Annotated in this window: 11 protein-coding genes, 1 tRNA gene and 1 pseudogene; 5 read left to right on the top strand and 8 right to left on the bottom strand. The window is 67.8% G+C overall.

Annotated features, from left to right (window positions below):
* Position 1: 1 nt before the first annotated feature.
* From P3H15_RS01110 to P3H15_RS01100, 3 genes and pseudogenes are all read left to right on the top strand, one after another.
* A complete protein-coding gene (locus tag P3H15_RS01110) occupies positions 2–1,441 on the top strand; it encodes an HAD-IB family hydrolase (protein ID WP_276135558.1) in 1,440 nt (479 codons plus the stop codon).
* A 189-nt stretch (positions 1,442–1,630) separates the two neighbouring features.
* On the top strand, positions 1,631–2,260 hold the full coding sequence (locus tag P3H15_RS01105) for a hypothetical protein (RefSeq protein WP_276135557.1): 630 nt from the start codon (positions 1,631–1,633) through the stop codon (positions 2,258–2,260).
* 50 nt (positions 2,261–2,310) lie between these two features.
* A pseudogene (locus tag P3H15_RS01100) lies at positions 2,311–4,314 on the top strand (ABC transporter ATP-binding protein).
* A gap of 3 nt (positions 4,315–4,317) precedes the next feature.
* Here the strand turns inward: P3H15_RS01100 and P3H15_RS01095 are convergent.
* Both P3H15_RS01095 and P3H15_RS01090 read right to left on the bottom strand, forming a co-directional pair.
* Positions 4,318–5,157 carry an SDR family oxidoreductase gene (locus P3H15_RS01095; protein WP_276135555.1) on the bottom strand — a complete coding sequence of 280 codons (840 nt, stop codon included), beginning with the start codon at positions 5,155–5,157 and terminating at the stop codon, positions 4,318–4,320.
* Between the two features lie 140 nt (positions 5,158–5,297).
* The gene (locus tag P3H15_RS01090) at positions 5,298–5,441 is read right to left on the bottom strand and encodes a hypothetical protein (RefSeq protein ID WP_005561362.1); all 144 of its coding nucleotides are present in this window, start codon (positions 5,439–5,441) and stop codon (positions 5,298–5,300) included.
* A gap of 643 nt (positions 5,442–6,084) precedes the next feature.
* Between P3H15_RS01090 and P3H15_RS01085 the strand changes: the two genes are divergently transcribed.
* On the top strand, positions 6,085–6,501 hold the full coding sequence (locus P3H15_RS01085; RefSeq protein WP_005238699.1) for a helix-turn-helix domain-containing protein: 417 nt from the start codon (positions 6,085–6,087) through the stop codon (positions 6,499–6,501).
* A gap of 133 nt (positions 6,502–6,634) precedes the next feature.
* Positions 6,635–8,053: a glucose-6-phosphate dehydrogenase (NADP(+)) gene (locus tag P3H15_RS01080; protein WP_276135554.1), complete on the top strand. Its 1,419-nt coding sequence runs from the start codon at positions 6,635–6,637 to the stop codon at positions 8,051–8,053.
* 22 nt (positions 8,054–8,075) lie between these two features.
* Here P3H15_RS01080 and P3H15_RS01075 read toward each other — a convergent pair whose 3' ends face one another.
* The 6 genes from P3H15_RS01075 to P3H15_RS01050 all read right to left on the bottom strand — a co-directional run bounded on the left by P3H15_RS01075 (position 8,076) and on the right by P3H15_RS01050 (position 12,904).
* Positions 8,076–9,089: a hypothetical protein gene (locus P3H15_RS01075; RefSeq protein WP_276135553.1), complete on the bottom strand. Its 1,014-nt coding sequence runs from the start codon at positions 9,087–9,089 to the stop codon at positions 8,076–8,078.
* Complete coding sequence (locus P3H15_RS01070) at positions 9,089–9,589, bottom strand: ImmA/IrrE family metallo-endopeptidase (protein WP_095861224.1); 501 nt, start codon at positions 9,587–9,589, stop codon at positions 9,089–9,091. Before P3H15_RS01070 ends, P3H15_RS01075 begins: the two co-directional genes overlap by 1 nt.
* A gap of 2 nt (positions 9,590–9,591) precedes the next feature.
* Positions 9,592–10,530, bottom strand: coding sequence for a cell surface protein (locus P3H15_RS01065; RefSeq protein WP_276135552.1), 939 nt, complete (start codon positions 10,528–10,530; stop codon positions 9,592–9,594).
* Positions 10,531–11,035: 505 nt separating this feature from the next.
* Positions 11,036–11,108, bottom strand: a tRNA-Ala gene (locus tag P3H15_RS01060).
* A 98-nt stretch (positions 11,109–11,206) separates the two neighbouring features.
* Complete coding sequence (glpR, locus tag P3H15_RS01055) at positions 11,207–11,947, bottom strand: gephyrin-like molybdotransferase receptor GlpR (RefSeq protein ID WP_276135551.1); 741 nt, start codon at positions 11,945–11,947, stop codon at positions 11,207–11,209.
* A gap of 321 nt (positions 11,948–12,268) precedes the next feature.
* Positions 12,269–12,904 (bottom strand): GNAT family N-acetyltransferase, encoded by a 636-nt coding sequence (locus P3H15_RS01050; protein ID WP_015889441.1) that lies wholly within the window; start codon positions 12,902–12,904, stop codon positions 12,269–12,271.
* Positions 12,905–12,954 lie beyond the last annotated feature (50 nt).

Below are 12,954 nucleotides of genomic sequence, written 5' to 3'. Positions count from 1 at the left end.
GATGAGCGATCTCCGCAGTCTCCACGACGACATCGCGGCCGCCGTTCCGGGTCCGGCCACCCTCGCGGCGTTCGACCTGGACGGCACGTTGATCAGCGGGTACTCCGCGAGTGTCGTCTACCGGGACCGCCTGCGGCGCTTCGACATCAGCGTCGCCGAGCTTCTCCGCACCACGAACGCCGCGGTGGAGACCCGGTTCCGGGGCGCCGACGTCGGCAACCTGATGCGCATCGGCGTGCAGAGCCTGGCCGGGCGCATGGAGGACGAGATGCAGGAGTGGGGGCAGCGGCTGTTCCGGCAGGAGATCGCGAGGATGATCTTCTCGGAGGTCCGCGGCCTGCTCGCCGCGCACCGGCACGCCGGCCACCGGGTGGTGATGGCCACGTCCGCCACCCCGTATCAGGCGTTGTCGGTGGCCGCCGACCTCGACATCGAACCCGAGGACGTGCTGTGCACCCGGCCCGCGGTCCTCGACGGGATGCTCACCGGGAAGCTCGACTCGGCGCCGCTGTGGGGGCCGGCCAAGGCCGAGGCACTGCGCGAGTACGCCGTCAAGCACGACGCCGATCTGGGTGACAGCTTCGCGTACTCCAACGGCGCGGAGGATGTTCCGATGCTGAAGTCGGTGGGACATCCCGTGGCGCTGAACCCCGACCGCAAACTGGCGGCCACCGCGCGGCAGAACGGGTGGCCGTCGGTGAATCTGCGACCTCCCGAGAGCGGCGCCGACCCGATGTCCATCGCCCGGACCACCACCGCGATCGGCGCGCTGATGGGCGCCGCGGTGTTCGGCGTCTCCGCGGGCCTGCTCACCCAGAACCGGCAGACCGGCGCCAACCTGGTCGGCAGCTTCGGACCGGATCTCGCGCTCACGATCTGCGGCGTCAACGTGCGTGTCAAGGGCAAGGAGAACGCGTGGTCGGCCAGGCCCGCGGTCTTCATGTTCAACCACCAGAGTTCGCTCGACCTGCTGGTGATCGGCAGCGTCATCCGGCGCGACGTCACCGGCGTCGCGAAGAAGGAGGCCGCGCGCGACCCCCGGTTCATTCCCGTGGGTGCCCTCCTCGACGTCGCCTACATCGACCGGTCGGACAGCGCCAAGGCGCGGGCGGCGCTCCGCCCGGCCGTGGACAAACTGCAGTCCGGCATCTCCATCGCGATCGCCCCCGAGGGCACCCGCTCACCGACCCCGCGACTCGGCAAGTTCAAGAAGGGCGGATTCCATCTGGCGATGCAGGCAGGAGTGCCGATCGTGCCGATCGTCATCCACAACGCCGGCGAACGGATGTGGCGGAACTCGCTCGTCGCGCACCCCGGCACCGTCGACGTCGACGTCCTCGCGCCCGTGCCGACCGACGGCTGGGACCTCGCGGACCTCGACCGGCACGTCAACGAGGTGCGCACGCTGTTCGAGGACTGCCTGCACGGCGGGCACCGCTGACGAAGTTCTGCGTTCCGGCCTTCACACTGCCGGTGAATAGGAACGGCGCCATCGATCGCCGCCTACTACGCATATCGCTCCGACACCCTCGAAAGGTTTCACAATCCGCGTAGTCGACTACGCGCGACGGGCCGCGGGCCGTGCGGGAGAGTCGACGTACACCGGTGGAGCGTCGATGGGAGTGAAACCGTGAGCGAGACCAAGAGTGCCGACCCTCTCGACCGAATAGCTGTGCGGCGCCATCAATTTCGGCTCAGCATGCTGGTCGCCACGATGGCCGTCGTCGGCACCCTGATCGGTTCCGTGTCCGGAGGGGCGTTCACACTGCTGAACACGTCGAATCAGGTGGAGGCGACGGTGAACCAGTCCTCGAACGAGTTCCTGCGAACACAGCGGCAGCAGATCTACACGGAGTTCCTCACCGCGGCCAACGAGGTGCGCACCACCGCGGGTTCCGTGTCGGTGGCATTCGACCACTTCGACGGCCCCGACCTCTCGGGCGTGATGCTCGAAATCCTCGGGCCCCTACCGCGGCAGAATATCGTGCTCGGCTCGAAGTTCGCGGCGGTGGAGTTGATCGGATCCGGAGCGGTAGTGGAATCGGCACGGCGAATGGTGGTCGAGTATCTGGCCGGCGCCGAGACGATCGGCTGGCTGAGCAACGACTTCGCGGCAGATGATGTCGTGTCAGCGGACGCCCTGTCCACCCGCCAGCAACAGTTCGCCGACCACTTCCAGTCCGGGAAGAGCGCCCAGGAAGACTTCCTCACCGCGGTGCGAGGCGAACTCGGCATCCCCGAGCGCGGTGACCGGCCGTAACCGGACCGAATCGGCTCGCCAGGATTCCGCTCGGTGGGCACGATGGGGAGATGCCCGCGACCGGTCCCGCATCCACGCAGCAGGCGCACGAGCCTTCGCTGCTCCCCCGCATCTGGGCGCTCCTGCGCCCCTACCGGGGGTAGCTGGTGCTCGTCGCGGCCGCGATCGTTGTCTCCTCGCTGCTCGGCATCGTGAATCCGTTCCTCACGAAGGCCGTATTCGACCGCGCACTGTTCCCCACCGACGGCAGCGGCGTGCATCTGACGCTGCTGCTGTGGCTGGTGGTGGCCATGATCGTGGTGACGCTGGCGGGTTCGGTGATCGGCGTCGGACAGAGTTACCTCACCACCAAGGTCGGCAACCTGTCGATGGCGGATCTCCGGGAACGCCTGTTCGCCCGTCTCGAAAAGATGGAGCTGGCGTTCTTCACCTCCACCAAGACCGGCTCGATCCAATCGCGTCTGGCCAACGACGTCGGCGGCGTCCGGTCGGTGCTCACGTCCACGGCGTCGAGCATCCTCTCGAACGTCGTCACCGTCACGGCGTCGCTCGTCGCGATGCTGCTGCTGTCGTGGCAGCTGACGCTGCTCGCGGTAGCATTGCTGCCCGGTTTCGTCTATCTGCAGCGGCGGGTCGGCGCCCAGCGGCGGGTTCTGGCGCGCAAGACGCAGGAGTCGTTGTCGGACATGACCGCGATCACCGAGGAAGCACTGAGCGTATCGGGTATGCTGCTGACGAAGGTGTTCAACCAGGCCGACACCGAACTGGACCGGTATCGGACCGAGAACGCCCGGCAGACGGAACTTCAGGTGCGCCAAGCCATGACGGGGCAGGGCTTCTTCGCCGTCGTGAGCTCGTTCATGGCGATCACTCCCGCTCTGGTGTACCTGCTGGCCGGGTATCTCGTCAGCGGCGGTTCCGCGGCGCTCTCCGCGGGCACGCTCGTCGCGTTCTCGACGCTGCAGGCCAGATTGCTGCAACCGCTGGTCTCGCTGATGCGGGTCACCCTCGACGTCCAGACGTCGATGGCGTTGTTCCGCCGCATCTTCGAGTACCTCGACCTGCAACCCGCGATCGTGAACCGGCCGGACGCCGTCGAACTGCCCGCGGACTCACCCGGGCGGGTGGAACTGGACGACGTGTATTTCGTGTATCCCGCGCCCTTCCGCCTGGCCACCGCGGATCCCGACCCGGTGGCTCTGCGCAGCCTGGGCCGCGGCGGTGGGGGCGGCATGCGCGGCGTCGCGACCGTCGCGCCGCGGCTGCCGGCCTCGGCGGCACCCGAAGCCGCACCGGCGGAACGTCGCAGCAGGCGCTGGGCGGTCGCGGGCACGTCGCTGGAGATCGAACCCGGTCAGCTCGCGGCATTCGTGGGACCGTCCGGCGCAGGCAAGACCACGCTCTGTTACCTCGTGCCGCGCCTCTACGAGGTGGACAGCGGCGCCGTCCGGGTCGACGGCCACGACGTGCGCGACCTGACCATGAGTTCACTCGCCGACGCGGTCGGAATGGTGACCCAGGACCCGTATCTGTTCCACGCCTCGATCGCCGACAACCTTCGGTACGCCAAGCCGGACGCGACGGATACCGAATTGCAGGCGGCTGCCGCGGCCGCCAACATCCACGACCGCATCCTCGGATTCGACACCCTGGTCGGCGAAAGAGGATTCCGCCTGTCCGGCGGCGAGAAGCAACGCCTGGCCATCGCCCGGGTGCTGCTGAAGAATCCCCGCGTACTGATCCTCGACGAGGCGACGTCCGCGCTCGACACGGTCTCCGAGCGACTCGTCCAGCGTGCCCTCGGCGAGGTGATGCGCGGACGCACCACGCTCGCGATCGCCCACCGGCTGTCCACGATTCAGCACGCCGACGTGATCTTCGTGTTCGACGAGGGAACACTCGTCGAACGCGGCACGCACACCGAACTCCTTGCGCGACATGGGTTGTACGCGCGCCTCCACGCCGAGCAGTTCGGGGCCGGGCAGGTCGAGTGCCGGTGCACCGACGGCGTCCGGTTCACCGACGGCACCGTACTCCGGGCCGGCGAGGCCTAGCCGTTACAGGAACTTGCTGAATTGGTCGTTCGCCCGTTGCATCACGAAGTCGTACGGCGGCGAGAACTTGCGGGCCCACCAGTAGCCGAACCGGATGTCCGGCGACGTGTACACCAGATACCGGTCCTTCTTGATGCCGGCGATGATGCAGGACGCCACCTTTTCGGGCGTGACAGCGCGCTTCTCGAAGCGGTGGATCGCCTTCTGGATGCGTGGATCGTCGCGGTCGACGCCTGCGATCTCGACGGTGCCCACCAGCGGCGTCTTGACCGCACCGGGAACCACGAGACTCACGCCGATCCCGTGCCGTTTGAGGTCGAACCGCAGGACCTCGGACACTCCGCGGAGCCCGAATTTGCTTGCGCTGTACGCCGCATGCCACGGGAGCGCCAGGAGTCCGGCGGCGGAAGAGACGTTGACCAGGTGACCGCCGCGTCCCGCCCGCACCATCGGGGGCACGAAACTCTCGATGATGTGGATCGGACCCATCAGATTGACGTCGACCATCGACTTCCAGTGACGGTGCTCGAGATTCTCGACCGTCCCCCACGCGGAGATGCCGGCGACGTTCATGACGACGTCGAGGCTGCCGAACTGGTCGTGGACATCGGCGGCGAATGCGGCAACCGCGTCGTAATCGGACACGTCGAGCGCGCGCGAGAAACTGACGGTGCCCCCACCGCTGCCGACTTGCTCGACCGTCTGCGCCAGGCCGACCTCGTTGATGTCGGTGAGGAACAGCTCGGCGCCCTCCGCCGCAGCCGCCAGGGCCGTCGCCTGCCCGATTCCGCTACCTGCGCCCGTGATCAGGCACTTCTTGCCGTCCAGCGTCTTGATCGCCATAGCCGTGTGCGCCCCCGTCGTCACCGATCCGTGTCGGCTGGAAGTCTACGCACGCAATCTGATTGCGCGCACGCAACTGCGGCGGCGCACCTGCCCGGAAGAGACGCGAACCGGCCCTCGACGGGCCGGTTCGTGACGGTTCACAACCGCTGGGTCATTTCTTCCTGATAGGTACGAATCGTCCTCTCGATCCCGTTGGCATCGTCGTCGTTTCCTCGGTGCCGGGCGTCGTCGGCGCGCTCGCGCAGAACTCGAATCGCCTTCCGAAGCTCGGCGTCACTCATTCTGTGTTCCATATCACAATCATCCCCGACGGCCTGGATTTTGGCCAGACTCGAAGGTCCGCCGCCGCTGCAGAACCCCGGCTGAGCTGGACAATCGTCCAGCTTGTCGGGGCGGACGCGCACCCGACCCGCAGCGGCCGTGGAACGAAACGGCGGCGCGCGGCCCGCCGCCCGTGCAGAAGGCTCTGCTTCACAGTAGTGTTCACCAAGCCCCGCGGGCCGCGAGCGACCTCTCGACGTTGCGATGCGCAACGCAACACATTGGCCCTGAACAGGGACGATGGCCACGCCGACCTCGCGGCGCACACCCCTGCGACGTTGCCAGCAAACTCTCAGTGATTGAAATGGCAACCATGCGGCCACACCCTCGGCCGCGAATTCCGACGCGAGCACATCGCCGACCGCACCGGCGCCCCCCTTGAACTTTCAACGGTAGACCGTGCGTGACGAGCGCAGAGGGCGGCCGAAAAGCCGACGACTCCCCAGCGGACGGCGCGCGGTGATTGAAACATATATGAGATAAGACATTCTCGAGCGAACGGCGTTTTGCCTCTATGTCCGTGAGTTATCAATCGGTTATCATCGTGGTACGGTGTCGTTCACACGACTGACGCGCGCACGAGAGAGGACCCGGCGGCTCACAATGGCAGATTTTGCTGCGCGGTTGAACAAGCTTTTCGACACGGTCCACCCTCCGGGACGTAAACCGCATACCAACGCTGAGGTCGCTGCGGCGCTGATCGCAGACGGACATCAGATCTCGAAGCCCTACATCTCCCAGCTCCGATCGGGGCAGCGCACCAATCCCTCCGACGAGACGGTCGCGGCCTTCGCCCGCTTCTTCAAGGTGAAGCCCGACTACTTCTTCAACGACATCTACGCCGCGAAGATCGACCACGATCTCGAGCTTCTCTCGCAACTCCAGGGATACGGCCTCCGCAAGCTTTCCAGCCGCGCGTTCGACCTTTCCGAAGAGTCGCAGAATCTGCTCACCACGATGGCCGAGAAACTCCGCGCCAGCGAGGGGTTGCCGGAGGTCCCGCCGGACGCGTCCCGCTGACCACGAGAGCCCTTGGGCGGCAACGAGTTCGCAGAAGATCGCTTCGCGGGTCCGCGTAGGACTCGCGGACGTGGGCCAGCCAACACCACCGGATTGTCCTGCCCGGCGTGCCTCGGTGGCGCATGATGGAGCAATGGTTGACAGACCGCAGCTCGGTCCCACGATCTTCGTCCTCTTCGGTGCCACCGGAGACCTGTCCAAACGCATGGTCCTCCCCGCGTTCTTCCAACTCGCCCTGTCCGGACTCCTGAACTCCGAGTGGATGCTGATCGGCACCGGGCGGGGCAACGTCTCCGACGATCAGTTCCGCGACCACGTGCGCGACGTCGTGAACCAGTTCGGAGTGCCGCACGACGACGCCGACTGGGAACCGTTCTCCCGGCGGCTGAGATTCGCCGGCGGCGGCTTCACCCCCGACAACCCGGGAACGCTCCCCGCGGCCGTGCAGCAGGCGCGGCAGGACCTCGGCGCGGCAGATGCGCAGTTGGTCCACTACCTGGCGCTGCCACCGAGCACGTTCGCCGAGACCACCCGTGCGCTCGGCGCTCACGATCTGGCCCGCGGCGCACGCGTCGTGTACGAGAAGCCGTTCGGGACTTCCCAGGAGGCGTTCACCGAACTCGACGAAGCCGTGCACCACGTCCTCGACGAGCAGCAGATCTATCGGATCGACCACTTCCTCGGCAAGGAGAGCACCCAGAACCTGCACATCCTGCGCTTCGCGAACGGGATGATCGAGGGCGTCTGGAACCGGGAACACGTCGAGCAGATTCAGATCGACGTGCCCGAGACACTCGACATCGACGACCGCGCCCGGTTCTACGACGCCACCGGCGCCGTCCTGGACATGCTCGTGACGCACCTGTTCCAGGTCGCCGCCGAGATCGCGATGGAACCGCCGGAGACGTTGGGCGCCGACGATCTCCAATCCGCACGGGAATCCGTGATCGGGGCGTTCCGTCCCCTCGATACCGCCGACGTGGTGCTCGGCCAGTACGAGGGGTACCGCGACGTCGACGGTGTCGCCGACGATTCGACGACGGAGACGTTCGTCGCCGCCCGGTTGTGGGTCGACACGGACCGCTGGCACGGGGTGCCGTTCCTCCTCCGCACCGGAAAGATGCTGGGCGTCAGCAAGCAACGGGTGAGCCTGGTCTTCCGCAGTCCCCAGGGCCCGCTCACCGACATTCCGCCGGACGGCGCAGTCCTCACGTTCGATCTGAAGGGCGACGGCGAGATCGACATCTCGATGGTCGTCAAGGAACCCGGGCCCGACGACAGCCTGTCGGTGGGCCACCTGGGGCTGCCCCTCGACACGGTGCCGCTCGGCCACGCCCTGGCACCCTATTCGCGGCTCATCCTCGACGTCCTGCACGGCGACCGGTCGCTGTTCACGCGCCCCGACGGCCTGGCCCACGTCTGGACCGTCGCCGACGCGCTCCTGCGGGACCCTCCCCCGGCCAAGCCGTATCCCGCCGGATCCATGGGCCCGCCCGAGGCCGAGGACCTCGCCGCACCCTGCGGATGGCTCGTCACCGGATCGCCGGACTGACCGGCCTCACCGGTCGCCCCGGCTAGTCCGCAGCCGAGTCGGCGGTATCCGCCTGCGCGGGAGCCGGGGCCGACGTGCCGAACTCGGTGTACGCGTCCGCGAGCTCGAGCACCCATCGGCGCGGCGACATGCCCTGGGGCGGCGCGATCCATTCGGTGTCGAGCACGTCCGAGGCGACCGGGTCGTCGATCCAGCGCGCGAGAATCCTGGCGCGCTCGGCCGTCGATTCCGGAAGGTCCTGTTCGCCCGCGTCGAGCATGCCCGCACCCGCCTGCAGGTACAGCGCGTCCATGACGTGGGCGACCGCGTCGGAGGCGCGGAGAACGGTCGTGCTGCCCTTGCCGTCCCCCTCCACCACTTCGGGGAACCGGGTGACGAGCACCGAATGCAGAGTGTCCATGCGGTGCAGGTCCTGCCGTGCGCGCAGCCAGGTTTCGACGAGCACCCACACGGTGCCGACCGACACGATCACGGCCGCGACGGTGTACGCCGACGAGGAACCGACGGTCCACGTCTGCCCGGACACCTCACGCACCAGTCCCACGCCGGCCGCCGCCAGGACCGTCGCGGATCCGACGACGATCAGCGAGATTCCCCGGCCGAGCGGGGTCCACGCGACGTGCCGGACCCCGGTCACGACCACCGCGGTCAGCGCGATCACGATGAACACCAGCGCCGGGACGGGATATCCACCGGCAAGCCCGATTCCGACCACGACGGCGACCGTGTAGACGACGACGGCCACGGCGCGCAACGCCGCACGCGGGAGTATCGGCCACACGGAGACCGCGCCGACCGCGCTCGCGGCGGCGAACAGCGTCCACGCCAGTTCGAGGACGATCTCCGACAGCCCGGCCGTCGGAGCCACGGTGTCGAGGCGACCTGCGACGTCCGGGACGGCCAGCGTCGACGCGATTGCCGCACTGGACACGGCCACCACCATCGCCACCCGCAAAGGCGTCGGCTGACGCGCGGCGACGCGGCCGATCCGGGCACCCGCCGCCGTCCAGACGACCAGCGCAACCAGCCAGCCCATCAGCCGATCGCCTCGTCGTACCGGAGCACGGACACGGGAGTACCGCGCCCCTGCATCGTCTTCAAACGGATGAGCAGCATCGACGCGAACGTCTCGGCCTCCCACTCGGCCACCTCGTCGGACGGCTGTTCGTCTCCCCGCCGCCGCGACCGCTGGCTGAGCATGTAGGCGATCAGATCGTCGCCGGCTTCGAGGGTCGCGGCCACGATCTCCGCTCCTTCGTGTCGGAACACGATGTGACCCAACTCGTGCGCGAGCGTGCGGTCGAGGTCCGGCAGACCCGGCGCCAGCACGATCACGTCCCGGTCCGGGTACGCGCGCCGCTGGCCGCAGACCCCGGGTGCCATCGGCTTCGTGAAATCGAGTTCGATGGCACGCTGCCGTTCGCGGGCCACCGCGTCCACCACGTGCCGGAGCGTCACTGCCTCGGCTCGGGCCGCGGCGTCACACACCGCGTCCACGGCCGCCGCCACCCGACGATGAGATCTGTTCGCCCCCACGACTACACCCCTCCATTCGAAGCGGGCGGGAAGAATTCCGCCCGTGCGGCCGCGATGCGTGCCTGCTGTGCGCGAGCGCCCTTGAAGGTCAGCGCACCCGCTCCGCCCGCGCAACACAGCAGCACGCCGACCCCACCGAGAACGGTGATCGCAGGCAACGGCTCACTGTGGACCACCGGCACCATTCCCGGCGGCGCGGCATCCGGATCGCCGTCGCCAGGCGCCTGTGCGCCGGGCGACTGTGCGTCGCTGCCCGGGGTCTCCCCGGCGGGCCGGTCCTGGGGCACGGAATCCGTGGAACCGCTCACACCCGGGCCTGCCGCGGCGGCACCGGGACCGGACCCGGAACCTCCTGCCGGTGCTCCCCCGGATGCCGGTGGCGCACCGGCAGGACTCCCGGGGGCCGGGGCGCCCGCAGCGTCGGAACCCTCGTCTCCGGATCCCACGTCTCCGGAATCGTCGCCTCCGGACGCGTCCGGGCGCACGACCTTCGGTTCCGCGACGGGCGGCAACACGATGGGGTTGGGCGGAACGACGACGACACGTGACGTCGAAGGAGCCGACGTCACGGTGGGTTCAGCGGACACGGTGGGTTCCGTGGTCCCGGACGGCTCCTGGGTCCCGGACGGCTCGGCCGTCTTGGTGGGCTCGGCGGTCTTGGTGGGCTCGGCCGTGTGACTGGGTTCCCGTGTCTCGCTGGGCTCTCCGCCACCGCATCCGCGCCGGCTCTCGCACGGTGGGTCGGGATCCCTGGGCTTACCACCGCCGGGAGACCCGGTGGAACCGCCTTCGCAGCGGCCGCCGTCGCATTCGTGGTACTGAGGGCCGGCGACGGCGTCGGACGGGAACGCCGAAACAGTGATCCAGGCGAGCCCGGACAAGAAGGCCACAGCCAGCCCGACCACGGTCAGCCTTCGAAAGACACGACGCGCGCTCACCATGCACCCCCCTCGTATTCACGACACCACGTTCACGGCGACGTCGCCGCTGTCATGGTAACGAGCGAATCGAGCGGAGGTGCTGGTGGTGCCGGTGTCGGGGAACCGGCACCACCAGCGATGCCCGAGCCAGGTGGGACTCGAGCAGCTTCGGAGAACCCCTACGGGCTCGGCGTTGCCGCCTGGAGGTGCGGATCGGTCGGGGCCGGCACGATGTCGATTGGCCGGCCGGAGTTCACAGAACGTTCACCAGCAACATCGTCGCGGTGATGGTCGCGACCACCGTCGCCGGCTCCAGGAACTTCGAGATCTTGCGCATTGCCTGCATGTATTTCCACCCCGTGCGATCGACCCCTTGATGACCTACGGACAGTACACAGCATTCAGTTACCTTTTGGCAAATTTCGGCTCGGAGAGTCGCGGTCCCGCACCCCGGACGACGACACTCACCTGGGCCGGAACGCAGAAGAGGCACTCTCTCCGGAGGGAGTGAGTGCCTCTTCTGCGGTGGAGCTGAGGGGAATCGAACCCCTGACCTCTTCGATGCGAACGAAGCGCGCTACCAACTGCGCCACAGCCCCGGCGCGGATCCTGCGATCCGCTCGGCAAACTCTAGCAGGCAACCCGCGGAAGGAGCGAATCGCCTGCACCGACGTGGCTTTCGGCCCGGATCGGAGGGCTACTCACCGGCGGCCCGGCGCATGGTCGCCTGCTGCATCGGCTCGTCGTCGAAGTGCTCGAGATGATCGAATTCGGGGTCCTCGTCGTCCACCTCGAGGACGACGGCGCCCGGACGACGCAACCGGGCAGGGACGAGCCGGAGTTCGTCGTCGCTACGCGACTCGACGCCCAGCCGCGAGCGGTTGAGACGTGCCGTCCGCCGACGACGGATCTCCTGCTCGATCTGAACCTGCCGGCGCAGGTACGCCATATAGGCGACGAGACCGGCCACGCCCGCCGCGAACGCCCACCACATCAGCGGCGAGATGATCAGCCCGAGCGCCGCCGACATGATCGTCGCGAACACCAGCCCGAGAAGCGATCGCTGCCTGAACCCGTAGCGGGCCTCGCGCGCGATCGCGTCGGCCTCGGGATCGAAGCCGCCACGCCCGCGGCGCACCGGCACGTACTCACCGACCGGTGCCCGCTCACCGTCGAAATCGTCTTCCTCTGCGTGAGTGTCCACAAGGTCCTCCGCGTCGTAGCCGTAGTGGTCCGGTTCCGGTTGCCAGTACGGGTCGCTGCGGTGCCCTGCCGCGGGTCCACGCTGCACGGGACGTTCGTCGCCGCGGTGCAGCACGCGCGTCGCGAGTGCTGCGTCACTGGTTTGCCGAATCCGGGGGCGGTTGTTCACCAGCATCGGGACCAGGACGAAGAGCCACACGACGACGAGCCCGATCCAGAGAAACGAGTTCGGCATTCGGCGACCTCCTCCCAATCGTCTACCAGCATGGATACCGCTGTTGACCCATCCAGGCTAACCGCATGAACACGCACATCTTCGCAGACGCGCCGATCCCACCATACTCAGGTGTCACATGCGTAACGCGAAAATGTGGTGCTCGACATGCGCCGAGCGGGCGAAGGAAACGATCGGGCAAAGACTCGCCGAAAGCGGAGTCCCGGCCGGGGAGCTTTGATACCGTGAAGTAACTGCCGCATAGCTGGACGTTTGTCCATGTCCGATTCGGCGGGCAAATTAATGGCGGATTTGCCGGTCACGCGCTGACGGCGTCGGCGCTCACGCCCAGGTGGCTTTGCCACTCCGCACGAGCGAGTCCGCGACAGTGCCTGGCACGTCCTCGACGGTCATGCCGACCAGAATGTGGTCACGCCACTGCCCGTCGACGTCCAGATAGCGCGCGAGCAGACCTTCCTCGCGGAAGCCGACGTTGCGGAGCACCGCCTGGCTCGCCAGGTTCTCCGGGCGCACGGTGGCCTCCACGCGGTGCAGACCCACGGGGCCGAAGGCGTGATCGAGCCCCAGTGCGAGCGCGCCCGTGGCCACGCCGAGCCCGTTGACGTCGCTGGCCACCCAATAACCGATCCACGCGGAGCGCAGAGCACCCCGCACCACGTTGCCGATCGTGATCTGGCCGCAGAAATTGCCGTCGAGTTCGATGGCCATCGGCAGCATCCGGCCCTTCCGCGCCTCCGAACGCAGACTGCTGCACAGCCCCGGCCATCCCGAAATATGATGGCGCGCTTCCCAGGGCGCCTCCCCCGTCGGCTCCCACGGCTCGAGATGCGCGCGGTCGCGGGTGCGCAGACGGCTCCACGCGGCCGCGTCACGCAACCTGATGGCGCGCACCGTGACGACGCCACCCTTCACCCGCAGAGGCCCGAGATGCGGCGGCCAACCCGGATGCTGCGTCATCCCGTCTCACACCGATGCTGTGTCATGTTGTCTCACACCGATGCTGTGTC

Origin of the sequence: Rhodococcus sp. T2V, assembly GCF_029269925.1 — a bacterium.
In the GTDB taxonomy this organism is placed as follows: Bacteria; Actinomycetota; Actinomycetes; order Mycobacteriales; family Mycobacteriaceae; genus Rhodococcus_F; species Rhodococcus_F koreensis.
The sequence above is the reverse complement of the archived record's forward strand: the minus strand, read 5'-3'. Positions and strand labels throughout refer to the sequence as shown.